Raw genomic sequence first — 26,199 nt, 5'->3', positions numbered from 1 at the left:
TATACAAAATACAGATTTCAATTTAGAAGGAGACTGACCTATGGATTACGAACGCGCCTTATTAGCGTTTTTTGTCTCTCTGGCTACAGTTTTAATTGTGACACCAATCGTCAAAAAGTTTGCAATTAAGATTGGTGCAGTGGACCAGCCGAATAAACGAAAAGTTCATGATAGAGTAATGCCTCGAATGGGCGGTTTGGCGATTTTTATTGGGGTAGCGGCTGGAGCACTAGCAGGCGGGCTGTTTCTACATAATAAAATTACAGCTATATCAGTTGGCGCTGTACTCATCGTCATTTTAGGTATATTTGATGATAAATATAATTTAAGTGCAAAATTTAAATTTCTTGTGCAAGTTCTCGTTGCATGCTTAATCGTGAGCACGGGCTTAAAAATGGACTTTTTCTCTGTTCCTTTCTTAACAGATCGACTGGAGTTAGGATGGATGGCGTATCCCCTGACTGTACTATGGATTGTTGGGATTACAAATGCGATCAATTTAATTGATGGATTAGATGGACTGGCTGCCGGAATTTCGGTTATCGGTTTAACCACGATTGCCGTCATGGCATTTTCTGCGGACAAGATCCTGATTCTTTCGTTATCTCTTGTCGTCATTGGCAGTACCATCGGTTTTCTTTTTTATAACTTCCATCCAGCAAAAATATTTATGGGTGATACAGGTTCGTTATTTTTAGGCTATATGATCTCGGTCCTGTCACTTTTAGGATTGTACAAAAGTGTTACTTTGTTTAGTGTTGTTGTCCCTGTAATTATTTTAGGTGTGCCTATTTTTGATACGACCTTTGCGATCATAAGACGAATATTGAATAAACAGCCTATCTCATCACCTGACAAATCACACATCCATCATCGACTGATGGCCTTTGGCTTATCACATCGAATGGCAGTGATTGTGATTTACATGATTGGCTTAGTCTTCAGCTTAAGCGCGATTTTGCTGACAAGTGCCACCATTTGGCTGTCATTGATCATCATCTTTTTACTGGTCATGTTTATGCAAGTTATCGCTGAAGTCACTGGTTTGGTGAACGAAGAGTTTAAACCATTTACGAAATTCTACAAACGTATGGTCAAAAGACAATAAAAAACAGCCCGCTTCCAAGGAACGGGCTGTTTTCCTATTATTGTCCTGATGTGCTGGTCGAAGGGGCCTGTGTATCGGCTGACCCTGTTGTACCAGAAGATGAATCGGTTTGTGTATTTGTTTCAGTTGAGGACGATGACTCGGCAGGAAGCTTTAAATGCGTCCTTAACTCATTTTGCACCTCAGCCAAGTTGGTTTGATCTGGCTCAAAGAAGTACGTTCGATTTGGCCCCAAATAAAGGTCTGATCCTTTAATAGATAGTGTTTCAGTATCGTCTCCTTTAAAACCACTGTAAATTTGCTGTAGAGCAAGTCCTTCTGTGATGCGGAAGTTGGTTGTTATATGATCACTTACTTCTTTTGCGATATTATCCACGTTTGCAATGTTATGAGGTTTCGCCATTTGATCAATCATGGCACGTAAGATTTGTTTCTGACGATCGTTACGCCCGAAATCACCACGTGGATCTTGTTTTCTCATTCGTGCGTAAGCAAGAGCCTCTTCCCCGTTTAAATGCATATTCCCTTTTTTAAAGTAAATCTTTTTCGATTTTTTGACGTCACTTTTTTCATTGAAGTCAAATGGGACGTCTATATCGATTCCCCCAACTTCATCAATGACATCCTTAAAACCGTCAAAGTCCACTGTTGCATATTTGTCAATTGGGATATGCAAGAATTGTTCGACAGTTTCAATCGTTTCGTCTTTACCGCCTTTAGCAAATGCCGCATTGATCTTTACTTTATTTCCCGTTGTGTCACTAGCAAGCTGTACTCGTGTGTCACGGGGGATACTGACCATTTTCATCGTTTTATCCTGAGGATTAATCGTTGCGACGATGAGTGAATCTGAACGGCCGTGATCACCATTTGTGGCGTAATCCTCTATGCCAACAAATAGAACAGAGAAAGGTTTTTTCTTTATATCAATGACAGCATCACGGAGTTTCGATTTCTCCCCGCGCTCTAATTCATCATAAGTTTTGTCAGCAGCTTGGAGTGTATTCACAATCTTATAAACTGCAAATCCGCCCATGCAGATGAAGAGAAGCAAAAATAAGACCAGAATCCGTTTGAAAATCTTTTTCTTCTTACTCTTTTTCTTTCGTACACGCACTTTTACTCGTTGTGCCATTCATCTGTCTCCTTTATCGGACCAACGTCCTTTTCTAAATAAATCAATTCGCCTTCTTTAGTAACACTCTTTCCATTAGTCAACTCAGTCATCCATTCAATGAACTGCTCTGTTTGTGTTTCTTCTACATACGTTTCAAAAATCACATCTTCTGCATAATGGATGTCTTTTAGCTGAAAAGATGAGGCTCTAAGCTCATTCTCTACCTTTCCAAGCCATGTATAATCTATTGTTGTGTGCATCGTACGCATTAAACAGCGTTCTACCATACCAACATGATTAATTGCTTCAGACACAGATTTTCCGTACGCGCGAATTAAACCACCGGCACCTAGCTTAATACCGCCGAAATAACGAGTGACGACAACAACTGTATCTTTCAGCTTGCGTTTTTTTAGCACTTCAAGCATTGGTACCCCTGCCGTACCGCTTGGTTCACCATCATCATTTGCTTTTTGAATCAGATCATGTTCACCGATCAAATAGGCGGAACAATTATGAGTGGCGTTCCAATGTTGTTTTTTTATGGATTGTATAAAGGCTTGTGCTTCTTCTTCTGAGACAGCACGTTGTATATGACAAATAAAACGTGATTTTTCAATGACGATCTCATGCTCGCCACGGCTTTTTACTGTGAGATAGCGGTTCAGCAAAAGACATACCCTCCTGACAAGCAAATTGTAAGGCTAGAGAAAATTTGCATTGGTTTTAGAATTTTACAGCGTATTTTGTTATGATGATAGGAGCGGAAAAAGGGTCGTCATAAAAATTTCATGATTTATACGCATTCTTTCATTATAATTCGACATAAAATGCAGATCAATGACATTTATAATAAAAAAAGATGACATCACTGTTACGGGAGGGAAAAGCCATGACAACACCTAAAATGGATCCGAAGTTATTGGATTCAATCATCATGAAAATGCTAAGTACAGTTGATGGCAGTAAGGACGAAGTATTTAGAATCGGCGAACAGTCCCGTCAACAATATGAAAGCCTAGTAGAAGAGCTTAAGCAAATTAAACAGCAAGTCAACGAAGTAATTGATTTTGGGGATAAACTAGAAGTACATACGAGACATGCTAGAAATCGATTATCTGAGGTCAGCAGAAACTTCAACAAATTCAGCGAAGAAGAAATACGAGAAGCCTATGAAAAAGCACATAACCTGCAAGTAGAATTGACCATGATCCAGCAGCGCGAAAAACAGCTGAGGGAAAGAAGAGATGATCTCGAAAGACGATTGTTAAGCTTACAAGATGTCATTGAACGTTCAGAAACGCTTGTGAGCCAGATCACGGTCGTCCTCAACTACTTGAACCAAGATTTACGTCAGGTCGGTGTTTTACTTGAAGATGCTCAGGCAAAACAAGATTTTGGACTAAGAATTATTGAAGCCCAGGAAGAAGAGCGCAAAAGGGTATCACGAGAAATCCATGATGGACCTGCTCAGATGCTGGCAAACGTGATGATGCGTTCAGAACTAATTGAACGAATTTTTAGAGACCGTGGAACAGAAGAAGGATTTAAAGAAATTAGAAGTCTAAGACAGAATGTGCGAAATGCACTGTACGAAGTGAGAAGAATCATTTATGATTTAAGACCGATGGCTTTAGATGATTTGGGTCTCATTCCGACACTGCGAAAATACTTAAACACAATTGAAGAATATGATGGAAAAACCAAAATTACGTTCCAGTGCTTAGGTGATACTGAAAGCGAAAGAATTGCTTCTCAATTTGAAGTGGCACTATTTAGACTAGCTCAAGAAGCTGTCACAAATTCTTTAAAGCATTCTGAAGCTGAAGAAATCTCTGTGAAGGTTGAAGTGACGAAAGACTTTGTCACCTTAATTATCAAAGACGATGGAAAAGGCTTTGATATGAAGGATGTTAAAACAAATAAAAACAAATCCTTTGGGTTACTTGGTATGAAAGAGCGCGTAGACTTACTAGAAGGTAAAATGACCATAGACTCAAAAATAGGTCTAGGGACATTCATCATGATTAGAGTACCGTTAACATTACAAAATAAAATTGTAAAATAGAGACAAAAGACATATTGACCATAAAGTTCAGGTGTAGAACAATAAACATGGGGAGGCGTAGCTTGTGACTAAAGTAAATATTGTAATTATCGATGACCACCAATTATTCCGTGAAGGTGTCAAACGGATTTTAGATTTTGAACCTACTTTTGAAGTAGTTGCAGAAGGAGACGACGGTGACGAAGCTGCACGTATCGTAGAACACTATCATCCGGATGTTGTCATTATGGACATTAATATGCCGAATGTAAATGGTGTGGAGGCTACAAAACAGCTAGTAGAGCTTTATCCCGAATCAAAAGTCATTATCCTATCTATTCATGACGATGAAAACTATGTGACACATGCATTAAAAACAGGAGCAAGAGGCTACTTGTTAAAAGAAATGGATGCAGATACCCTCATTGAAGCAGTAAAAGTAGTAGCTGACGGAGGCTCTTATTTACATCCGAAAGTCACTCATAACTTAGTAAATGAATTCCGACGCTTAGCAACAAGCGGCGTTTCAGCACATCCACAGCACGAGGTATATCCTGAAATTCGCAGACCACTTCATATCTTAACAAGACGTGAATGTGAAGTTCTTCAAATGTTAGCTGACGGAAAGAGCAATAGAGGTATTGGTGAGTCGCTCTTTATTAGTGAGAAAACAGTCAAAAACCACGTGAGTAACATTTTGCAAAAAATGAATGTAAATGACCGTACTCAAGCTGTTGTTGTAGCAATTAAAAACGGCTGGGTAGAAATGAGATAATGTTCCGGACAAGTACTCCTTTTTCGCCTGTTTTTAGTTCTCTCACATTCAAGTTAGAGAGCAATGATAGGCAGGTAAGGAGTCTTTTTCGGATATAGCGGGCTTGCCTATTGATTAGGCAAGCTTTTTTGATTAGTATTATAAATCTAGTGAAAAACAATGATCATTCTTTTTTAAAAAGCAACTTAACGGATAAGGAAGGTATTTAAGAATGAAAATAGCCGTTGTAACAGACAGTACTGCTTATATACCACAAGAACTACGTGATAAACATCATATTCATATGATCCCTCTGAATGTCATCTTTGGTACTGAATCATACCGTGAAGAAGTAGAAATGGATTGGAAGACATATTATGAAGAAGTCAAGAAACATAAAGATCTTCCAACAACCTCTCAGCCTGCTTTCGGTGAACTTATAGAATTATATGAAAAACTTAGTGAAACATATGATGCTGTGATTAGTATACATCTGTCAAGCGGAATTAGTGGAACATACAATAGTGCGGCCTCAGCGAATGAACTAGTTGACGGAATCGACATTTATCCGTTTGATACAGAGACTAGCTGTATGGCGCAAGGTTTTTATGTGTTAGAAGCTGCTGAAAAAATCCAAGGTGGTGCTTCTCCAGAAGAAGTGATTTCCCATCTCAATTATCTGAAAGAAAATCAAAGAGCTTATTTTATGGTAGACGATTTAACTCATTTACAACGTGGCGGCAGATTAAATGGTGCTCAGGCTTTTATTGGAAGCCTCTTAAAGGTAAAGCCTATCTTGCATTTTGACAACAAGCTAATTGTCCCTTTTGAGAAGATTCGTACACGCAAAAAAGCCATTTCACGTATTTTTGAATTATTTGATGAAGATGCATCACGTGGTGTTCCAATGAGAGCAACTCTGATACATGGTAATAGAGAAGAAGAAGCAGATGAATTAATTGCGCACTTATTAGAAAAGTATCCTCATGTTGAATTTTATAAAAGCTACTTTGGTGCCGTGATTGGCACTCATCTAGGCGAAGGCTCTTTAGCACTTGGCTGGATCATCAGATAGATATCAAAATCCCCTTTTCTCATGGAAAAGGGGATTTGTTTTTCTGTTTTTACAATTAGACGAAAGGCCTTCTCTTTGTACATAATGGGTCAACATGAATGGAAAGGTAGTGCGTGAAATTGAATCTGGAAAAAGCAATGGAACTCAGTCACAAGCTACAATCAAGGCATCTTCTTCCTATTGAATGTCAATGTACACAGTCCGAATTGGAGTGGCTGGAGAATCAAGGATTCATCCATAGAACACCTGCTGTCAATAGGGTGGCGGGTGGTTTGATCTGCTGCCGGTGCGGTGTATCAAACAAGCGCTACTTTGCCCTCTCTCCGTGTGAAACATGTAAAAAAGACTGTGTATACTGTAGATCCTGCATCATGCTGGGAAAAGTAAGCGAATGTGGCTTTCTCTACGAATGGACGGGTCCACAAAAGAAAGAAACAAGACAAGTTGAATTAACATGGCAGGGAGAGCTTTCTAAAGGGCAAAAGAGAGCGTCCGATAGGCTAGTAGAAGCAATCCAAAACAAATTTGATCTGCTCGTTTGGGCTGTTTGTGGTGCGGGGAAAACGGAGGTGCTTTTTCATGGAATAAAATATGCGCTAAATAACGGAATGAGTGTTTGTATTGCGACGCCTAGAACCGATGTTGTACTTGAGCTTGAACCTCGAATGAGAAAGGCATTTCAAGGACTGAATATAGCTGCACTTTATGGCGGGAGTTCTCAAAGATTTCAAATGGCGCCGCTTATGATCGCTACAACCCATCAGCTAATGAGATATAAAAACGCCTTTGATGTCCTCATTGTAGACGAAGTCGATGCTTTTCCTTATTCAATCGATGAACGGCTTCAGTTTGCTGTTTTAAAGTCAATGAAAAAAACAGGAGTTAGAATTTACTTAAGTGCCACACCATCTAAAAAAATGCAAAAAGATGTTGCTCGTAGACAATTAGAAGCGATCAAAATTCCTCTGCGCTTCCACCAAAAACCGTTACCTGTCCCAACATTTCAATGGGTTGGAGATTGGAAAAAGAGATTAAAAAGAAATCGGCTTCCAGCATCTACAATGAACTGGCTGCATGAACATATCACAAAGAAAAAAAGAGTGTTACTCTTTGTTCCTTCTATTTCTACTATGAAGAAGGTAACTCATATTCTTCAAGGTCAAGATGTAAATGTACAGGGTGTTTCTGCGGATGATCAAGAAAGGAAGCAAAAAGTCCAGCATTTCAGAGATCATAGATACGATGTATTGGTTACAACAACTATTCTAGAAAGAGGCGTTACCATTCAAGATGTTCAAGTGGGCGTCTTAGGTGCGGAATCTCCTATTTTTACAGAAAGTGCACTTGTTCAAATTTCTGGTAGAGCAGGGAGACATCCAGATTTTTTTAACGGAGACGTGTACTTTTTTCATTTTGGTTTAACGAGAAGTATGAAACAAGCAAAGAAACATATCGTAAAAATGAATAATACAGCTGAAAAAGAGTTTTCTGAAAAATAGTGTGGGTTCAACTAAATCATGGTACATTATATTCACAAAACACAAATGGCAGGAGAGACAAAATATGCTACTCAATGCAAAAGAAATACTACTTAAAGAAATTCTCTATCAATATCTCAACCAATTAAACATGATTTGTCATTGTGAAAAATGTATAGAAGATGTATTAGCCATTTCTCTAAATCAAGTGAAACCGCAATATATAACAGATATCGATAAAATATCCTACAGTAAATCCGAGATGGTGGATAAACAGAAGAATACGGCGATGCTCGTCATTCTGACAGAAGCAGCTTCAACGGTCACTACATATCCAAGGTGCGAAAATCATTTGTCGTTGAACAAAGAAAAGCATTGATTTGTCCAATTTGTGAGAGCCATTTTGTGGCTGCTTTTACATGGAAATCATTCCTACTATTAAATGAAGATCGTTTATGTGTAGCATGTAAGAACCACCTCATGAAGATTCAAGGTCCTACTTGTCCCAAATGCGGAAGAGCGCAATCAAATGATCAATTGTGTCATGATTGTTCAAGGTGGAATAAACGACGGGATTTTGCTGAGATTCTTGTAATGAATCGGTCTGTTTATGCTTACAACGACTTTATGAAAGATGTTCTAGCTCGATTTAAATTTCGAGGTGATACGGCTTTAGCTGATCTATTTAAAAAAGATGTACATTCAGCGTTTAAACGTTCTTTTTCAATCAAAGAACCGGTGCTTGTCCCAATTCCTTTGAGTAAAGAGAGATTAAAGGAAAGAGGATTCAATCAGTCAATGATGCTTGCTTCCATGATTGGCGGACCTATATTGGAGCCACTTATAAAAGTACATCAAAGGAAGCAGTCTAAGAAAAGAAAAAATGAACGTTTACATCAACAGAAGTTGTTTCAATTAAGGCAGGCAAACCCGATCGTTCTAAAGGATATCATATTAATCGATGATATTTATACAACTGGGGCGACAGTCTATCATGCAGCAAAAATTTTAAAAGACGCAGGCGCCAAAAGTGTTTCCTCTTTTACGTTGATTCGTAGTTAAAAATCATGACAATCAACCGATATTAAGAAAAGAAAATAACGTAAGGGGTTTTGGTTATGAATCAATTGGCAAACTGTCCACAATGTAATCAGTTATTTTTAAAAACCACCATCCAAACGGTTTGTAACAAATGCTTTGAAGAAGAAGAACGTTCTTTTGATATCGTTTATAAATTCTTGCGTAAGCAAAGTAATAGACAATCAACCATTGCTGAAATAGTAGACGCAACAGAAGTTGATGAAGAATTAATCCTGAAATTTATCCGTTTGAAAAGACTTCAAATTAGTCAATTCCCTAATATCAATTATCCTTGTGAAAGATGCGGCCAACCGATCAGGAAAAACAAGCTGTGTAGCCATTGTGAAAAGGATATAAAGACGCAAATCAGCCAAATGGACCAAGAAGAAGAGCGTAAAAGGGAGATTGAATCTAGGAAAAAAGACACCTATTATGCCATTAATCCTAAAAACGACTGATTCCCTAAACTAAGTTGCAGTTTGGTCGATAAAATGGATAGAATCAAGACAGACTGTAACGGAAAGCGAGAGGAATCCCGTGAAAATTAATCGATATGGAACACAACCAGTAAATCCTTACAAGAAAACATATGAGAAACAAACGTTGCAATCGAATCAAGCAAAATCAACTGACAAAGTCGAAATTTCTAAAAAGGCAATCGAAATGCAAAAGGTGCCGAATATCATGAAAGAACGTCAAGATAAAATAGACCAAATTAAAAAAAGCATTGAAGCCGGAACATATCAAGTAGATACCAAAGGCATTGCAGATAAAATGTTGAATTTTTATAAACAACAATAACAAAAGGGAGTAGCGTGAATGTCAGTAAAAATAATGATTGAAGAACTGCACCGTCTCTACGGATTACATGAACAGCTTCTAAAGCTGTCTAAGAATAAAACAGAAATGCTGAAAAATAATGAGATCGATGCTCTTTCAGAGGTTCTGAACCTTGAGCAAAAATATATTCAGGCCATTTCACAATTAGAAGAAAAGCGGATTGAAGCAGCAGTTCAATTTTTACAAAGTGATCAATCGCCGACAATCACCGCATGTATCGAAAAAGCTACAGGAACGGATCAAGAAGAGCTTATTTCGTTATATGAGAAGCTGAATGACATCATGGTGGAACTGAAAGATGTAAACGAACTGAACAAACAGCTTATTCAGCAGTCACTTCAATTTATTTCACTGACATTCGATCTTGTGAATCCTAACAAAGAAAATATGAATTACGGACAAAATGGTCTTGAGAGTTCAAAGCCTAAACAGCATAGGGCTTTGTTTGATTCAAAGGCGTAAACAAGGAGGATATCTATGGGTTCTACATTCATGGGACTAGAAACGGCAAAAAGAGGAATCACAGCCCAGCGTGCAGGGCTTTATGTCACATCAAACAACGTATCCAATGCAAATACTGATGGCTATTCAAGACAGAGAGTTACCTTTAAAGCAGAGAATCCTTACCCAGTGATTTCTGTTTATGATGGCAAGACATATGGCCAAATGGGGACAGGTGTCCAAGTTGGAACTGTTGAAAGAATTCGAGACAGCTTTTTAGATCTTCAGTATAGAGATCATAACAATAACTTGTCTTATTATGCGACGAAGTCTGATGCTCTTTCACAAATGGAAGGAGTGATGAATGATTTAACAGATGAAGGCTTGAATAGAGCCTTTGATAATCTCTGGAAATCATTACAAGTCTTATCAGAATCGAAAAATGCTGATACTGCTTCAGCCCGTACAGTTGTTAAGACAAGTGCTCAGGCTTTAGTAGATCAATTCCGCCTGCTAAATTCTTCTTTAACAACGATACAAAAGAATTTAAAAACTGAACTCGATTCAACGGCAAAAAATGTGAACACCCTATTAACTCAAATTGATGAAGTGAATAAACAGATTGCAACCGTTGAGCCAAATGGTTATCTTCCCAATGATCTTTATGATACGCGCGACGCTCTTATAGATCAGCTTTCCTCACTTGTTGATATTAAAGTGAGCTACAACCCTTCTGGAGGAAATGCTCTGGAAATTGCTGAAGGAACCGTTAACATCGACATTATCGGTGCTAATGGACAATCTGCTGGAACGATTTTAAATGGCATTACTAATGAAAAATCTGAATTGCAACTTTCCTATGATAATACGACAGGACTTGTTAACTCACTCCAATTTGGAACGACAACCATCGCAGCTGATCAATTACAAGTGAATGGTAAAGTAAAAGCACTTGTTGAGGCGTATGGCTACATGTCTAATGGAGATGAAAAAGGCATGTACCCGGATATGCTTGCTGAGCTGGATGAAGTAGCAAAAGTATTTATGGATGCTTTTAACGATGTCCATAAGCAAGGGTACACGTTAAATGGCACAAGTGGACAAGACTTTTTCGATATTGAGAATAACAATGATTTGAATAAAGGCTTGGCAGCCCGTATCAAAGTGAGTGACGTGATTTTAGCATCGACAGATAACATTGCTGCATCTCTTAATCAAACGCAAGGTGATGGTTCGAATGCTACGAAATTAGCTAATATTCAAAACTTAAAGCTGCCAATCGGCGGAAATACCACAACGATTCAGGATTACTATCAGAATGTCATTGCTGAAATGGGGATACAAGCTAAAAAGAACATGACCCTTGAAAGCAGTTCAGCAGCTCTTGTGAATTCAGCCAATGAACGCAGGATGTCAACTAGTGCTGTATCTATTGATGAAGAAATGACGAACATGATCCAATTCCAGCATGCGTATAATGCAGCAGCAAGAATTATGACGATGCAAGACGAAGTATTAGATAAAATAATAAACGGCATGGGAGTCGTAGGAAGGTAGGGTAACTGATGCGAGTCACGCAAAGTATGATTTCTCAAAATTCACTTCGAAATATTAGTAAAAGTTATGAAAAACTCTCTAAAATTAATGAGCAGGCACAGTCTGGAAAACGTTTCACAAAAACGTCTGATGATCCTGTGGCAGCAGTGAAAAGTCTTCAATATAGTACAGCCATGTTTCGAAATGAGCAATACCAAACTAATTTAAATGAGGCACGAAACTGGATTGATACATCTGAAACAAGTGTCACTGAAATAATTGATATCATGTCAAATATACGAGATAAAGTACTCGATGCGGCCAATGGAACAAAACAGCCAGAAGATTTAGCTGCTATCGGAGTGGAAATTGGTCAGATGAAGAATCAAATCATTGATGCAATGAACACGCAGATGTTAGGTAAGTTTGTTTTTAATGGGACAAATACCAATGTTAAACCAGTTGTAGAGAATGCAGATGGTACGTTTACATTTAACTTTGAAAACTATACAGATGCAAACGTGGTTCAGTCGAACATTTCTGATGGAATCACATTAAATGTGAATTCAAATCCTCTTTCAGCTTTTGGTGGGCAATCTGCCAGTGGTCAAAATGTCATTGAAATGCTGACTGATTTAGAAAACTCATTAAAAAATGGAACGTTTACAAATTCAGATGATGCATTAGGAAATATCGATCAGTTTAAAGAAGTGATGAGTGCTGAGCGTTCAGATCTTGGGGCTAGATCCAATCGTATCGACTTAGTCGGGAGCCGTTTGACTTCGCAATTTGAAGTGCTGAAAAAGGCTAAATCAGATGCCGAAGATGTAGAAAGTGAAAAAGCCATTCTTGATCTTCTTCAACAAGAGACTGTGAATAGAGCTGCTTTAGCGACGACAGCTAAAGTGATTCAGCCATCCCTTGTCGATTTCTTAAGATAAGAAAGAGCATCCGTTGGGTGCTTTTTTGCATCATGGAGGTGAACCTATGCAAATCCCTAGATTGTTAATGGAGCAAACTTATGCAAAGCTGCAAATGTCGACAACCCCTTCCAAGCAAGAAGTAGAGCAGCCAAGAGCGGATCTTGACATTCAGCAGCCAAGAGCTGTCATGAATATCACAAGGACACCGTCGAAATTAACCATAGATCAAACCGAGGCATTTGCCGATATGGATATTAAGTCGATTTTTAGGCGTTCAGAGGAATGGGCGGCTGAGGGGAAACGTGCGATTGGAGAAGGAATGGGGCGTAGAGCGGAAGAAGGAAGTGAACTCATCAAGATCGAGAATGGTGGGAATGCGATTGCTGAGTTTGCGAAAATCAACGGCAGTCCTCCAGCAAAACAATTCAACATCGGTGTGATTCCTTCATTTTTTAGTGTGAAAATTCATTATGAGCCATCTGAACTTAAAATTGATGTGGAGCCGCAAAAAGCTATTATAGAGGCAACACCTCATAAACCAATTGTTAACTACCAGCCAGGTAAAGTTCATATTGATATGTTACAATACCCAGAATTAAAAATAGAAGTTGACGAAACAGGTCAAAATGGTGATAAGGTATAGTTAAGAAAAATGAAAAAGGTCGTGAATTATGATCATTCAAACAAAATACCATGGCGAAGTGACGATTAAAGAGGAGCAAATCATTCACTTCTCTAATGGGATACCAGGATTTCTGGATCAAAAACAATTTGTCATTTTACCTTTATCAGAAGAATCCCCATTTTTAGTTCTCCAATCTTTGGAAAATACAGAACTAGGCTTTATTGTCAGCAGCCCATTTTTGTTCTTCAATCAATATGAATTTGACTTAGAAGAATCGGTTGTAGACATTCTTGGGGTAGAAGATGCCAATGATGTGGAAGTCATGGTTATTTTAACAATGGGATCTTCTATTGAAAAAACGACAGCCAATTTAAGAGCGCCTATTATTGTGAATCGGAAAAACATGAAAGCCAAGCAGGTCATTTTGCATGATTCAGCCTATCATACAAAACATTTGCTAGAGGTGGCTTCCTCATGTTAGTTCTATCTCGTAAATTAAATCAATCGATTCAAATAGGCGACGATATTGAAGTTAAAATTATTGCGATTGAAGGCGACCAAGTAAAAGTCGGAATTGAGGCTCCTAAGCATATTGATATTCACAGGAAGGAAGTATACCTGTCTATTCAAGAAGAAAACAGCCGTGCTGCTAGCTTGTCCTTTGATCTACTTTCTCAATTATCCTCACAAAAAAAGTGAGGATTTTTTTATCCTATTTGTCTATCCTCCTCCGTGTGAAACCGTAGAAGTACATCATCTATATGAAACTTTAACAAATCGGGCCATCTATATTTAATTTAATAATTCAAAGCCGATATAAAAGATAGATCAAAGCACAGGAGCTGAATAACTATGTCTGTTGGTAAGTTGACTTCGCTAGAGCCACTGATTGATGCATTTCAAACCCGTGTTACGAATCATCAAAATGACAATGCAAACACTGATTTACAAGCAAATGGAAAAGTCGTTTCAAAAGAAGAAATTGAGAAAACGCTTCAAGGAGCAAATAAGCTGATTGAACCTACTCAATTTCATCTTCAATTTGAATTGCATGAAAAACTCAATGAATATTATGTCAAAGTCGTAGATAACCAAACCGAAGAAGTCATTAGAGAGATTCCTTCCAAAGAATGGCTTGATTTCTATGCGGCAATGACAGAGATTGTCGGTTTATTTGTCGATAAAAGAATGTAATTGAAGGGAGAACATAAACCATGGTTAATCGAATTACTGGATTTTCTAATGTATTTGATATTGATGAAATCGTCTCAAAGTTAATGAAAACTGAGCAAGCACCTCTTGATAAAATGACACGTCAGAAACAAACACTTGAATGGCAAAGAGACAGCTATCGCGAGGTCAATTCAAAGGTCAAAGAATTAGATGATCTCATTGCCAAACTAAATTTAACATATCCGAGTACTTATGGCGCAAAAAAGGTCACTAGCTCCAATGAATCTGCTGTCACAGCAACTGGCTCAACAAATGCTACCTCTGGCTCGATTAATGTGACCCAACTAGCGACAGCATCCGTATTCAAATCTTCTAGTCCATCTGGATTTACTGCTTCAAACGGTACGTTTACGTTTGAGGTGACGACACCAGATTCTACAACACCTAAAACAGTTACCATTAATACAACTGATACAGATACCCTTGATTCAATCGTGTCAAAATTGAACAACGCTCAACTAGGTGTCACGGCTTATAAAGGCCAGATCTTTGATGGAACCAACTACGTAGATACGATCGCTCTGACTTCGCGTACGACTGGTGAAGGTGTCAGTATTAAGGCAGCAGATGGCAATTCTGCTTCATTTTTAACGCAATTAGGATTCCAAGTGGATGGAGATAATAAATTAGTTGCGACTACTCAAGGGCAGAAAGCGCAATACGAAATTAATGGTCTCAAAATGGAAAATAACAATAATACCTTCACGCAGGCTGGTATCACATATGAACTTAAAGGAACAACAGATAAGCCTGTCAGTTTGAACGTTTCAACAGATGTCGATGCCATCTTTGATAAAATCAAACAATTCGTTGATAAATACAATGAACTTGTTGAAGAGATCAATGGTAAAGTCAATGAAAAAAGAAATAGAGACTACTATCCATTAACAGCTGAAGAGAAAAAAGCCATGTCTGACAAAGAAGTCGAGCTATGGGAAACGACTGCGAAGTCAGGCTTGTTGAGAAGTGATTCAATTTTACGATCTGGTGCATCTAAATTAAGAAGTGATTTTTATGTTGATATTACGACAAGTGATGGGAATAAAATTCACATGACACAAATCGGAATTGCCACTTCAGATAAATATAAAGATGGCGGAAAGCTTGTCATTGATGAACCGAAGCTAAGAAAAGCTATTCAAGAAGACCCACAAAAGATTAGTCAAATATTTATGTCAGGTTCGCTAAATGTAGATTCAAAAGATAAAGATAAAGCGCAGCAGCAATATAAAGAACAAGGAATCATTCATCGTATCAAAAATTCCTTATCAGCCTTCTCGAAGAGCATTCAGACAAAGGCTGGTAGCACAACGATGGCATCAAAAGAATACGGACTTGGTAAGGACCTTGATTCTTTGACCGAACGAATGAGTACATTCCAAGATCGTTTAAAAATGGTGGAAGCTCGTTACTACAAAAAGTTTAACGCCATGGATAGTGCGATTCAAAAGCTAAACAACCAATCTGGCTATCTTTCTCAACTGCTTGGACAATAATTGGAGGTTTATAACATATGGCAATTCAGAACCCTTATGCCGCCTATCAGAAAAATTCTATTGAGACCGCAACACCGGCCGAGTTAACGCTTATGCTTTATGAAGGATGCTTAAAGTTTATTAGACTAGCAAAGCATGGCATTCAAAAAGAAGATGCTGAAATGAGAAACTTGAACCTGAAAAAGGCTCAAAACATCATCCAAGAATTAAATGTCACCTTAAATCGTACGTATGATGTATCAAAGAGCATGGCAAGTATGTATGACTACATCTATCGAAGACTGATTGAAGCCAATCTGCAAAATGACGAAGAGATCCTGAATGAAGTAGAGCAATATGTGACTGATTTCCGAGATGCTTGGAAGGAAGTCATTCAAACCGATCGAAAAGGGCGTCACCACTCTATTGGGGGATCTCTATGAGTATTGTGGACCAACTGCACGACCAAACGTTAAAAATGGCAGCGGAAATAGAGGCCAATCCGCAAAGCGAAACACTCATTGAAGACTTTGATGCTTTTTTAGTTGAGAGAGACGAACTAATGAGAGATATTCAACATGAGCTTTCCGTTCAAGAAAAAGAGAAAATCAAAGAAATCATTCAAACAGATCAATTGATGGCCAAGCAATTAACGGAGATTCAAAATGGGATCAAGGCAGATATTCAAGCCATTCAACGTAAGAAAACAAAACAGCTGAATTATCAAAATCCGTATCAGCCCATGACAAGTGACGGCGTATACTACGATAAACGGAAATAAATAGGTGAGACCTGTGGCGTATCGTTCAGATGACTATATATTATTAACCACATATTATGACCTTCTATATACAATAGAAGAGAGTCTAAAATATTTAGATGAAATTGAGAAGGATTTTGCTAAAACAGAAGGGGATCGGATCTTTAATGATCTGATCCATGCCTTCTTTCATTTAGAGACAACACACCCGCTTCTGCTTTCAATTATTGAAAATGAGCACTTTGCTAAGACGATTCGATCGTTTGACCAAATTTTTTTAAGTTTCGATATACTAGCTTTCTATACATTCCCTTCAAATCACTTCCAGTCATTCCTTACATCATATTTTATACCTGAATATAGAAAGTGGATGGATGAAATACATGCCTGTATGAGGCCGTATGTCATTCATTAATTTTTGTTCAATTCAGACCATTCGGAGGAATTTATGAGACTAAAAAATCAATTTTTATTTGGGCTTATTGTCATATGTGTATTGTTTGTCAGTATTTTAGGATTTTCTAGCTTTATCTATTACAAAACAGATCAATCGTATAAAGCACTCCTCACCAAAGAAGTAAAGCTGTACCAGACCTCACTGGAATTAGAGGCACTGCTACAAAAACAGGAAGCACAAATTAAAACGTACGTGGTTGTTCAAGATGCTGAAAATTTACAGAAGATTGAGCAAACATATGAAGAAATCAATAAGAAAACAGCTGAAGCATCAAAAATGAGCACCGTTAAACAAGCAAAAAATCTGTTAGATCAAATTTCCGAAAAAAATTATCTTTACTACACCTCAACAAATCGATTATTTAATTCATTGAATATGCAAAATCAAAAAGAATTCAATACCCGTCTCAGTCAAGAATTACAACCTATCGAACAAGAAATACATACCTTTACAAAAGAATTTGCTCAAACACAATTGAAACAGCGGGATCAAAAAATCAGTCAGCTCAATGAAGAAAGTAACCAATTATTGCTGACGCTTATTCTCGTTAGCGCAGCGATTATAGTCGGCTTTTTAGTCATTGGCACAAGGTTTGTTCATCGTATGACAAAACCGATTGTCTCTGTCACACATGCAGCAAGAAGAATGGCAGATGGTGACCTCACACTTGAAGAGATTGAAGTAACCTCTAAAAATGAAATTGGCCAGCTCGGTACGGCTTTTAACCAAATGACAGCGCATTTGCGTCAGCTTATCTTACAGGTGCAAAACGGGTCAAGACAATTAGCTGATTCTGCTGCTCAATTTGAAGAAACCATCAGTCAAACCATATCGGCTAGTGAACAGACGTCTAGCTCGATTGAACAGGTCAGTGAAGCTTCACGTGAACAATCGGATGCAGTAGGAAAAGTAGCTTCTTCAATTCAAGAAGTCTCGACTGGTATGCATAATGCGGCTGAACATACGTCTGATGTTTCGGGTCACTCAATTTCAGTGACTGAAAAGGCTGAAGAGGGCGCATCCCTCATTCAACAATTTGTGAAACAAATGAGTTCTATTAAAGAATCTGTGAATGAACATCATTCTACAATGGCCAATGTACAAGTACAGTTTACCGGCATTCAAGACCTGCTGGGGAATATTCATGCCATTGCAGATCAGACAAATTTACTTGCTTTAAACGCAGCCATTGAAGCAGCAAGGGCTGGGGAACATGGAAGAGGTTTTGCGGTTGTTGCAGATGAAGTCAGAAAGCTGGCAGAAGAATCAAGTCAGCTGACCGACCAAATTAGTCAGTTACTCGCCAACGTGAACAAAGATACTGAAAGATCGTCTCAATCTATGACGAAAGTGGAACGAGATGTAGCAGAAGGTGTGAAAGTATCGCAATTGTCTGAACAGAGTTTTCAAGAAATTCTGGAATCCATCCGTGATATCTCGATGAAAGCAGAGGAGCTTTCTGCCACGACAGAGCAAATCTCAGCTAGTACAGAAGAAATTTCTCAAACAATTGGTGTGATAGAAGAAGGAGCCAAGCGAAATTCTGAGGAAACAGAGTACATGTCGGCGGCTGTTGAAGAATCACTAGCGGCGAATGAGGAAATGAAAGCAGCTGCGGAAGATTTAAAATCTTTGTCTCAATCACTGAAAACATCTATTTCATCTTTCAAGATTTAACAGTGCGATGGTCTTTTTCAAGAATCAATCGAATATATATTCATCACCTATCAAGTAAAAGCTGAAGCACCGCAGGATTCGACAAATTTCAATAAAAATTCACATTTTTTTTACGTTTGAGCAGGAGAAAAGGAGGGAAAAGTAGAAATAAGTTTACATATCCTTAATTTTAAAGGAGGCGTTCTTTACATGAATTACAATGTCCGAGGAGAAAACATCGAAGTAACACCTGCACTAAGAGATCATGTCGAGAAAAAAATTGGAAAGCTGGAGCGTTATTTTGAGTCAGATGTTGATGCTTCAGTCAACGTGAACTTGAAATTTTACAACGATCAAGAATCTAAAGTTGAGGTTACCATTCCAATGACTGATCTAGCACTTCGAGCAGAGGTGCATAATGAGGATATGTACAATGCAGTAGACCTAGCAACCAGTAAATTAGAACGTCAAATTAGAAAACATAAAACGAAAGTGAACCGTAAATTCCGTGAGCAAGGTGCGAAAAAGCATTTATTTGCTGGAGGAAACGGTGCTTCCGAAGTAGCAGTTCAAGATGACGAAGAAATTGATGAAACAGAAATCGTCAGACAAAAACGCTTCAATCTAAAACCAATGGATAGCGAAGAGGCCATTCTCCAAATGAACATGTTAGGTCACAGTTTCTTTGTCTTCACAAATGCTGAGACAAATTTGACCAATGTGGTATACCGCCGAAATGACGGTAAATATGGACTCATTGAGCCGAACGCTTAATCATTCGTTCCTTTTGATCCGAAAATGACCTAAAAAAAGTAAACCCGTTCCCTTCATTAGGGGCGGGTTTTTTGTGCTAAATCATTGCAAATTCTTTGGAAATCAAGGAAGGTATGGTATGATAAATGCAGGTAAATATGGACCTGTAAAACTTTTGGACATGCCGAAAAATTGCATGAAATAGAGGAGCGTTATTATATGCTTGGAATCTTAAACAAAGTGTTTGATCCTACGAAACGTACGATCAGCCGATATGAAAAAAAGGCAAATGAAATCGAAGCTCTCGCTCAAGATTTTGAGAAATTATCTGACGAGGCTTTACGAAATAAAACGATCGAATTTAAAGAAAAACTTGAAAAAGGACAATCTGTAGACGACCTTTTGGTTGAAGCGTTTGCAACGGTTCGTGAGGCTTCCCGCCGCGTGACAGGAATGTTCCCATTTAAGGTGCAGCTCATGGGGGGGATTGCCCTACATGAAGGGAATATCTCTGAGATGAAAACAGGTGAAGGTAAAACGTTGACATCAACGATGCCTGTTTATTTGAATGCTCTTTCTGGGAAAGGCGTCCACATTGTAACAGTCAACGAATATTTGGCAAGCCGTGATGCACAGGAAATGGGCAAGATTTTCGAATTTCTTGGATTAACGGTTGGCTTGAACTTAAACAGTTTAGACAAAGATGAAAAAAGAGAAGCGTACGCTGCTGATATCACGTATTCAACAAACAATGAGCTTGGCTTTGATTATTTACGAGATAACATGGTGCTGTATAAAGAGCAAATGGTTCAAAGACCACTTCATTATGCCGTCATCGATGAAGTTGACTCCATCTTAATTGATGAAGCGAGAACACCTCTTATTATTTCTGGACAAGCTGCAAAATCGACGAAACTTTACGTACAAGCAAATGCCTTTGTTCGTACGTTAAAAATAGAAGACGATTTCACTTATGATATTAAAACAAAAAGTGTACAGCTGACGGAAAGCGGAATGACGAAGGCGGAAAAAGCATTCGGCATTGAGAACTTGTTTGATGTCAAACATGTCGCTCTTAACCACCATATCGCGCAGGCTCTTAAGGCGCATGTTGCGATGCAAAAAGACGTTGATTATGTTGTGGAAGATGGCCAAGTCGTCATCGTTGACTCCTTCACAGGACGTTTAATGAAAGGACGTCGCTATAGTGAAGGTCTGCACCAAGCCATTGAAGCAAAAGAAGGTCTTGAAGTGCAGAATGAAAGCATGACACTTGCAACCATTACGTTCCAGAACTACTTCCGTATGTATGAAAAGCTATCTGGTATGACAGGTACAGCGAAAACGGAAGAAGAGGAATTCCGTAACATTTACAATATGCAGGTTGTCACAATCCCAACCAATAAACCGGTTGTGCGTGATGACAGACCTGATTTAATTTACCGCACAATGGATGGCAAATTTAAAGCAGTAGCTGAAGACGTCGCACAGCGTTATATGACAGGACAGCCGGTTCTTGTCGGAACTGTTGCGGTTGAGACATCTGAATTGATTTCAAAACTGCTTAAAAATAAAGGCATCCCTCATCAAGTGTTAAACGCGAAAAACCATGAGCGTGAAGCACAAATTATTGAGGAAGCTGGACAAAAAGGTGCCGTCACAATTGCGACAAACATGGCGGGACGTGGAACAGACATCAAGCTTGGCGAAGGTGTGAAAGAACTAGGCGGTCTTGCTGTTATTGGGACAGAGCGTCATGAATCACGCCGTATCGATAACCAGCTCCGTGGTCGTTCTGGTCGTCAAGGAGACCCAGGGATTACTCAATTCTATCTCTCAATGGAAGATGAATTGATGCGCCGATTTGGTGCAGAGCGGACAATGGCGATGCTTGATCGCTTCGGTATGGATGACTCTACTCCAATTCAAAGTAAAATGGTCTCAAAAGCTGTTGAATCTTCTCAAAAACGTGTTGAGGGGAATAACTTTGATTCCCGTAAGCAACTTCTGCAATATGATGATGTTCTTCGTCAACAGCGTGAAGTCATTTACAAACAGCGTTTTGAAGTTATCGATTCTGATAACTTGAAATCGATTGTGATCAATATGATTCAATCGTCTATTGAGCGGGCTGTTGGATCTTACACGCCGAAAGATGAGCTTCCAGAAGAATGGAAACTAGATGGTCTTGTTGAATTAATCAACACGAACTATTTAGATGAAGGTGTCATTTCGGTCAAAGATATCTTCGGTAAAGAAGCAGATGAGATCACCGAATTCATCATGGAGCGGATTAAAGAGAAATATGATGCAAAAGAAGAGACATTTGGCGATGAACAAATGCGTGAATTTGAAAAAGTCATCGTTCTTCGTGCAGTAGATTCGAAGTGGATGGATCATATCGATGCAATGGATCAGCTGCGTCAAGGAATCCATTTACGTGCATATGCACAAACCAATCCGCTTCGTGAGTATCAAATGGAAGGATTTGCGATGTTTGAGCATATGGTCGCTTCAATTGAAGATGACGTCGCTAAATATGTGCTAAAATCAGAAATCCAAAACAACCTAGAACGTGAAGAAGTCGTTCAAGGACAAACAACTGCTCATCAGCCTCAAGAGGGCGATGAGGAGAAAACAGTGAAGAAAAAGCCGGTGCGTAAAGTGGTGGATATTGGAAGAAACTCACCATGTCACTGCGGAAGCGGCAAGAAATATAAAAATTGTCATGGGAAGACAGAATAAGTAATGGAAAGAGGTGAAAACCTCTTTCTATTCATGTCAGCCCCCATACATCTATGAGGTGAAGGATATGGAATTAGTAGAAATTAGACAAGAGCTTGAAAATATGGCTAGCAGGCTAGCTGATTTTAGGGGGTCTCTTTGACCTCGATACAAAAGAAGCGAAAATTGCAGAGCTTGAGGCCACGATGTCAGAGGCTGACTTTTGGAATGACCAGCAAAAAGCGCAAGGTGTCATTAATGAAGCCAATGCACTGAAGGATTATGTGAATACATATCATGAGCTCAGTGAATCTCATGATGAGCTGCAAATGACGCATGATTTATTAAAAGAAGACTACGATGAGGATCTTCATGCAGAGCTTGAAAAAGAACTGAAGAACTTAACAAAACAATTTAACGAGTTTGAATTGCAGCTTCTTTTAAGTGAACCGTATGACAAAAACAATGCCATTCTTGAGCTTCACCCGGGTGCAGGTGGAACGGAATCACAGGACTGGGGATCGATGCTCCTCAGAATGTATACCCGCTGGGCAGAGCGCAGAGGCTTTAAGGTTGAAACCCTTGATTATCTTCCAGGGGATGAAGCGGGAATTAAGTCTGTGACATTGCTGATTAAAGGACATAACGCTTACGGTTACTTAAAAGCAGAAAAAGGTGTCCATCGTTTAGTCCGTATTTCTCCATTTGATTCATCTGGCCGTAGACACACATCTTTCGTTTCTTGTGATGTCATGCCAGAATTTAATGAAGAAATTGATATCGATATTCGTACAGAGGATATTAAGGTGGATACGTATCGTGCAAGTGGTGCAGGGGGGCAGCACGTCAATACGACGGACTCTGCGGTTCGTATCACACACATCCCAACAAATGTCGTCGTGACGTGCCAAACGGAAAGATCCCAAATCAAAAACAGAGAACGTGCAATGAAAATGCTGAAATCTAAGCTTTATCAAAAACGGATCGAAGAACAACAGGCGGAATTGGATGAAATCAGAGGAGAACAGAAAGAAATTGGCTGGGGAAGCCAAATTCGCTCGTATGTCTTCCACCCATATTCCCTTGTGAAAGACCATCGTACCAACACGGAGATGGGAAATGTTCAAGCGGTGATGGATGGAGATTTAGATTCCTTTATCGATGCGTATTTACGTTCAAAATTATCATAAAAACTCGGCTTCTTGCCGGGTTTTTTTAATTGTGAGAAAATATAATGAATATAAAGGAATACATATGCCATACTGACTCTATATCCTTTGTATGATGAAATTAGCAATTAAAGGGGGAAATAATTTGGGATTAAAACCATTACAAGAGACGTGGGATTTAGATGCCTTTTTTAAAGGAGGCAGTTCTTCATCAGAATTTATCACATACTTACAGCACATACAGCAGCTATTAGATGAGTTACGACAAAAGGTAGATGCCTTTTCAAAAGAAGATACACAAATTGAAAAAAAGTTAAGAACTGTCCTTGAAACGTATGAAATCACATATAAAAAATTAGCACAAGCAGGTTCATTTGTATCCTGTCTACAATCTCAAAATACAAAGGATATGAAGGCGGGCAGTCTCCGAGGGTCTATTGCCAAGCTGGAAGCTGAATTAGGAACCATTCTAGCAGGGTTTGATCAATCACTTGCTGAGATACCTACTAGCCAGTGGGAAGAATTAATGGATTCAGCCGCTTTCTCAGATGTTCGTTACATATTAAATGAACGAAGAGAACATGTGAAAGATCAACTGCCTGTTGAACAGGAAACACTCATTCAAAAACTAGCAGTAGATGGGTATCATGCGTGGGATGAACTTTATTCTAGCTTGGTGAACAAAATTACCATTCCATTTGAGCAAAATGGTGAAACACAAATGATTTCTGTAGGCCAAGCAGAAAATGCGATGGATGATTCAGACCGTGAAGTGAGAAAAGCCGTCTATCATAATTTAGAACATGCATGGACACAGGATGAACATTTGTTTGCAAGCACACTCAATCATCTCGCTGGTTTTCGTCTACAAGTATATGAAGCCAGAGGATGGAATCATATATTAAAAGAGCCCCTTGATATTTGCCGGATGAAACAAGAGACGCTCGATACAATGTGGTCTGTCATTGATGAACATAAGCAGCCATTCATTGATTATTTACAACGTAAAGCTGACATGCTTAGGGTTGATAAACTAAGCTGGTTTGATGTGGGAGCGCCTATTGGAAGTGAGACAAAAACCTATTCTTATCAAGACGCAGCCGCTTTTATTATCAAGCATTTCGCAGGGTTTGGAAAAGAGCTTGCTGCTTTTACTGAAAAAGCTTTTAATGAACGCTGGGTAGAAGCTGAGAATCGCCCAAACAAACGAGTGGGCGGTTTCTGTACGAATTTCCCTGATAGCGGAGAATCACGTATTTTTATGACCTTCTCAGGGACTCCATCCAATGTAGCGACACTAGCACATGAGCTTGGTCATTCGTTCCATCAGGAAGTCATGCAGGATGTTCGGATGTTGAATCGTAAATATGCGATGAATGTAGCTGAAACTGCGTCTACATTCGCAGAAATGATTGTGGCAGATGCTTCATTAAAAGAGGCGGCCAATGAAGAAGAGCGTCTCAGTTTGCTAGAGGATAAGCTGCAGCGCAGTGTAGCATTCTTTATGAATATTCAATCACGCTTCTTATTTGAACAACGCTTTTATGAAGAGCGCAAACAAGGAGAAGTGCCAGCTGACCGCTTGAATGAGTTGATGGTAGAAGCACAGAAGGAAGCCTTTGGTGACTCTTTAGATGAATACCATCCGCATTTCTGGGCGTCTAAACTGCATTTCCATATTACAGGGGTCCCGTTTTATAACTTCCCTTACACCTTCGGGTACATGTTCTCTCTAGGTATTTACGCGAAAGCATTGCAGGCTGGGGCATCATTTGAAGAGAAATATATTGCGCTATTAAAAGATACAGCGTCAATGACTGTAGAAGATTTGGCATATAAGCACCTAGGTGTCGACCTGACTCAAAAAGCATTTTGGGAAGAGGCCATTTCACTGGCTGTGGCAGATGCTGAAGAGTTTTTAGAAGCGACGAAGGCATAAAAAATGAAAAGCTCCCATTACGGGAGCTTCAGCGTGTAGACAAACCCTCGCATTCGGTGTCAGTCCTGCGCTTCGGTGCTCACGAATGTCAGATTCGCTCCGCACCGATGCTCGTCCTTCCTAGGGCTGCAAAGGTTTTCTATCACGCTGAAAAGAAGACAAAGGGCTAAAATCAAGTTCATTTTAGCCCTTTATCAACAATCTTGCAGCTCCCATTACGGGAGCTTTTTTGCTGGTTTTAACCATTCCAGCATCGTCTGAACGATGTCTTTTTGTTGCGTGAGGACTGGAATGTCTGCAGGCTGATCCCCTTTTTGTTTGCCATACATGCCAAACTGAGCATGATTACCGCCTTTTATCTCATGATACACCGTTTGAGATGGCAGATGCTTTTTTGATTTTTTGATTTTTTCTTGTGTCGCTAGCCCATCTTTTTCGCCTGAAATAGATAATATTTGCAAGGAAGCCTGTTTCAAATCATCTGATGCAGGATAGGAGGCAAGGAAAAAGAGGCCGTCCAGCTTGCTTTGATTTTTCTCTGCATACATAGCGGCAGCTGTCCCGCCTAGCGAATGTCCGCCAATGTACCAATGCTTGATGGCTGGATGACTTTTGAGGATATCCTCTGCCTTCTTCGTATTAAAAATCGCGAAAGAAAATGGCATGTCTGGGATAAAGACCGAATAGCCTTTCTTCATCAGCGCATTCCCAATATAGGCATACGCAAGAGGTTCAACTTTTGCCCCAGGATAGAGAATGATGCCAGTATCGCTTTTTGATGCTTCAAATGAATATACCCTATTTTTATGATCGACTTGTTCAATCTTCACCTGCTTTTTTAACGCTTCCGATGGTCCATATGTAAAACGGCTCCATGTATAGAAAGCACCAAAAGCTAAGATGATGAGTGCAAGTAATGTAATACCGGTGATCTTCAATATTTTCTTCATCGTATGTCCCTTCTTTCTCATGTACATATTAAATATACCATCATTTACTCTTCTGCCAA

General features: G+C 39.1%; 28 protein-coding genes. 25 read left to right on the top strand and 3 right to left on the bottom strand.

Going from position 1 to position 26,199, the window contains the following annotated elements; genetic code table 11:
• Positions 1-40 precede the first annotated feature (40 nt).
• Positions 41-1,108, top strand: a complete 1,068-nt coding sequence (locus FXF70_RS02255) for a glycosyltransferase family 4 protein (RefSeq protein ID WP_024719245.1) — start codon at positions 41-43, stop codon at positions 1,106-1,108.
• Positions 1,109-1,145: 37 nt separating this feature from the next.
• Here the strand turns inward: FXF70_RS02255 and FXF70_RS02250 are convergent, their stop codons facing one another.
• The gene (locus FXF70_RS02250) at positions 1,146-2,243 is read right to left on the bottom strand and encodes an LCP family protein (RefSeq protein WP_024719244.1); all 1,098 of its coding nucleotides are present in this window, start codon (positions 2,241-2,243) and stop codon (positions 1,146-1,148) included.
• Entirely contained in the window at positions 2,228-2,896 is a 669-nt protein-coding gene (locus tag FXF70_RS02245) for a YigZ family protein (RefSeq protein WP_017357860.1), read from the bottom strand. Before FXF70_RS02245 ends, FXF70_RS02250 begins: the two co-directional genes overlap by 16 nt.
• 221 nt (positions 2,897-3,117) lie before the next feature.
• Between FXF70_RS02245 and degS the strand changes: the two genes are divergently transcribed.
• From degS to FXF70_RS02125, 24 genes are all read left to right on the top strand, one after another.
• A complete protein-coding gene (degS, locus tag FXF70_RS02240; RefSeq protein ID WP_003213166.1) occupies positions 3,118-4,293 on the top strand; it encodes a two-component sensor histidine kinase DegS in 1,176 nt (391 codons plus the stop codon).
• Between the two features lie 64 nt (positions 4,294-4,357).
• A complete protein-coding gene (gene degU, locus FXF70_RS02235) occupies positions 4,358-5,047 on the top strand; it encodes a two-component system response regulator DegU (protein WP_008348273.1) in 690 nt (229 codons plus the stop codon).
• A gap of 211 nt (positions 5,048-5,258) precedes the next feature.
• The gene (locus FXF70_RS02230) at positions 5,259-6,101 is read left to right on the top strand and encodes a DegV family protein (protein WP_024719242.1); all 843 of its coding nucleotides are present in this window, start codon (positions 5,259-5,261) and stop codon (positions 6,099-6,101) included.
• A 119-nt stretch (positions 6,102-6,220) separates the two neighbouring features.
• Entirely contained in the window at positions 6,221-7,600 is a 1,380-nt protein-coding gene (locus tag FXF70_RS02225) for an ATP-dependent helicase ComFA (RefSeq protein WP_148779923.1), read from the top strand.
• A gap of 64 nt (positions 7,601-7,664) precedes the next feature.
• On the top strand, positions 7,665-7,958 hold the full coding sequence (gene comFB / locus FXF70_RS02220; protein WP_099496873.1) for a late competence protein ComFB: 294 nt from the start codon (positions 7,665-7,667) through the stop codon (positions 7,956-7,958).
• 215 nt (positions 7,959-8,173) lie between these two features.
• Entirely contained in the window at positions 8,174-8,641 is a 468-nt protein-coding gene (locus FXF70_RS02215) for a ComF family protein (protein WP_099496872.1), read from the top strand.
• A 56-nt stretch (positions 8,642-8,697) separates the two neighbouring features.
• Entirely contained in the window at positions 8,698-9,117 is a 420-nt protein-coding gene (locus tag FXF70_RS02210; RefSeq protein ID WP_017357864.1) for a TIGR03826 family flagellar region protein, read from the top strand.
• Positions 9,118-9,196: 79 nt separating this feature from the next.
• A complete protein-coding gene (gene flgM, locus FXF70_RS02205) occupies positions 9,197-9,460 on the top strand; it encodes a flagellar biosynthesis anti-sigma factor FlgM (RefSeq protein ID WP_003213252.1) in 264 nt (87 codons plus the stop codon).
• Positions 9,461-9,478: 18 nt separating this feature from the next.
• The gene (locus tag FXF70_RS02200) at positions 9,479-9,961 is read left to right on the top strand and encodes a flagellar protein FlgN (protein ID WP_007499977.1); all 483 of its coding nucleotides are present in this window, start codon (positions 9,479-9,481) and stop codon (positions 9,959-9,961) included.
• Positions 9,962-9,976: 15 nt separating this feature from the next.
• Complete coding sequence (gene flgK / locus FXF70_RS02195; RefSeq protein WP_058336981.1) at positions 9,977-11,497, top strand: flagellar hook-associated protein FlgK; 1,521 nt, start codon at positions 9,977-9,979, stop codon at positions 11,495-11,497.
• 8 nt (positions 11,498-11,505) lie between these two features.
• Positions 11,506-12,417, top strand: coding sequence for a flagellar hook-associated protein FlgL (flgL, locus tag FXF70_RS02190; protein WP_008348257.1), 912 nt, complete (start codon positions 11,506-11,508; stop codon positions 12,415-12,417).
• Positions 12,418-12,463: 46 nt separating this feature from the next.
• On the top strand, positions 12,464-13,042 hold the full coding sequence (locus FXF70_RS02185) for a DUF6470 family protein (RefSeq protein WP_047945621.1): 579 nt from the start codon (positions 12,464-12,466) through the stop codon (positions 13,040-13,042).
• A 28-nt stretch (positions 13,043-13,070) separates the two neighbouring features.
• Entirely contained in the window at positions 13,071-13,505 is a 435-nt protein-coding gene (fliW, locus tag FXF70_RS02180) for a flagellar assembly protein FliW (protein ID WP_148779771.1), read from the top strand.
• A complete protein-coding gene (csrA, locus tag FXF70_RS02175) occupies positions 13,499-13,723 on the top strand; it encodes a carbon storage regulator CsrA (RefSeq protein ID WP_008348252.1) in 225 nt (74 codons plus the stop codon). The genes fliW and csrA overlap by 7 nt, the downstream gene beginning before the upstream one ends.
• A gap of 153 nt (positions 13,724-13,876) precedes the next feature.
• Entirely contained in the window at positions 13,877-14,218 is a 342-nt protein-coding gene (flaG, locus tag FXF70_RS02170; RefSeq protein WP_007499987.1) for a flagellar protein FlaG, read from the top strand.
• 20 nt (positions 14,219-14,238) lie between these two features.
• Positions 14,239-15,753 (top strand): flagellar hook-associated protein 2, encoded by a 1,515-nt coding sequence (locus FXF70_RS02165; protein WP_148779770.1) that lies wholly within the window; start codon positions 14,239-14,241, stop codon positions 15,751-15,753.
• Positions 15,754-15,770: 17 nt separating this feature from the next.
• Positions 15,771-16,175: a flagellar export chaperone FliS gene (gene fliS / locus FXF70_RS02160; RefSeq protein WP_008348247.1), complete on the top strand. Its 405-nt coding sequence runs from the start codon at positions 15,771-15,773 to the stop codon at positions 16,173-16,175.
• Positions 16,172-16,513, top strand: a complete 342-nt coding sequence (fliT, locus tag FXF70_RS02155; RefSeq protein ID WP_148779769.1) for a flagellar protein FliT — start codon at positions 16,172-16,174, stop codon at positions 16,511-16,513. Before fliS ends, fliT begins: the two co-directional genes overlap by 4 nt.
• 13 nt (positions 16,514-16,526) lie before the next feature.
• Positions 16,527-16,907 carry a DUF8042 domain-containing protein gene (locus FXF70_RS02150; protein ID WP_008348244.1) on the top strand — a complete coding sequence of 127 codons (381 nt, stop codon included), beginning with the start codon at positions 16,527-16,529 and terminating at the stop codon, positions 16,905-16,907.
• A 33-nt stretch (positions 16,908-16,940) separates the two neighbouring features.
• The gene (locus tag FXF70_RS02145) at positions 16,941-18,626 is read left to right on the top strand and encodes a methyl-accepting chemotaxis protein (RefSeq protein WP_148779768.1); all 1,686 of its coding nucleotides are present in this window, start codon (positions 16,941-16,943) and stop codon (positions 18,624-18,626) included.
• A gap of 189 nt (positions 18,627-18,815) precedes the next feature.
• The gene (hpf, locus tag FXF70_RS02140; RefSeq protein WP_007499992.1) at positions 18,816-19,379 is read left to right on the top strand and encodes a ribosome hibernation-promoting factor, HPF/YfiA family; all 564 of its coding nucleotides are present in this window, start codon (positions 18,816-18,818) and stop codon (positions 19,377-19,379) included.
• A 198-nt stretch (positions 19,380-19,577) separates the two neighbouring features.
• On the top strand, positions 19,578-22,103 hold the full coding sequence (gene secA, locus FXF70_RS02135; protein ID WP_148779767.1) for a preprotein translocase subunit SecA: 2,526 nt from the start codon (positions 19,578-19,580) through the stop codon (positions 22,101-22,103).
• A 67-nt stretch (positions 22,104-22,170) separates the two neighbouring features.
• Positions 22,171-23,272 (top strand): peptide chain release factor 2 gene (prfB, locus tag FXF70_RS02130; protein WP_098680723.1). Its coding sequence is split into 2 segments (ribosomal slippage): positions 22,171-22,242 and positions 22,244-23,272, totalling 1,101 coding nucleotides; the frame shifts between segments, so codons are not numbered across the junction.
• 124 nt (positions 23,273-23,396) lie between these two features.
• A complete protein-coding gene (locus FXF70_RS02125) occupies positions 23,397-25,190 on the top strand; it encodes a M3 family oligoendopeptidase (RefSeq protein WP_148779766.1) in 1,794 nt (597 codons plus the stop codon).
• 215 nt (positions 25,191-25,405) lie between these two features.
• On the opposite strand, the gene FXF70_RS02120 is transcribed toward FXF70_RS02125, so the two are convergent.
• Complete coding sequence (locus FXF70_RS02120) at positions 25,406-26,140, bottom strand: alpha/beta family hydrolase (protein ID WP_148779765.1); 735 nt, start codon at positions 26,138-26,140, stop codon at positions 25,406-25,408.
• Positions 26,141-26,199 lie beyond the last annotated feature (59 nt).

It is taken from the genome of Bacillus sp. Y3 (genome assembly GCF_008123875.1).
GTDB classification, from domain to species: domain Bacteria; phylum Bacillota; class Bacilli; order Bacillales; family Bacillaceae; genus Bacillus; species Bacillus altitudinis.
Note: the sequence above shows the minus strand (reverse complement) of the source record. Positions and strands in the feature narration are given on the sequence as shown.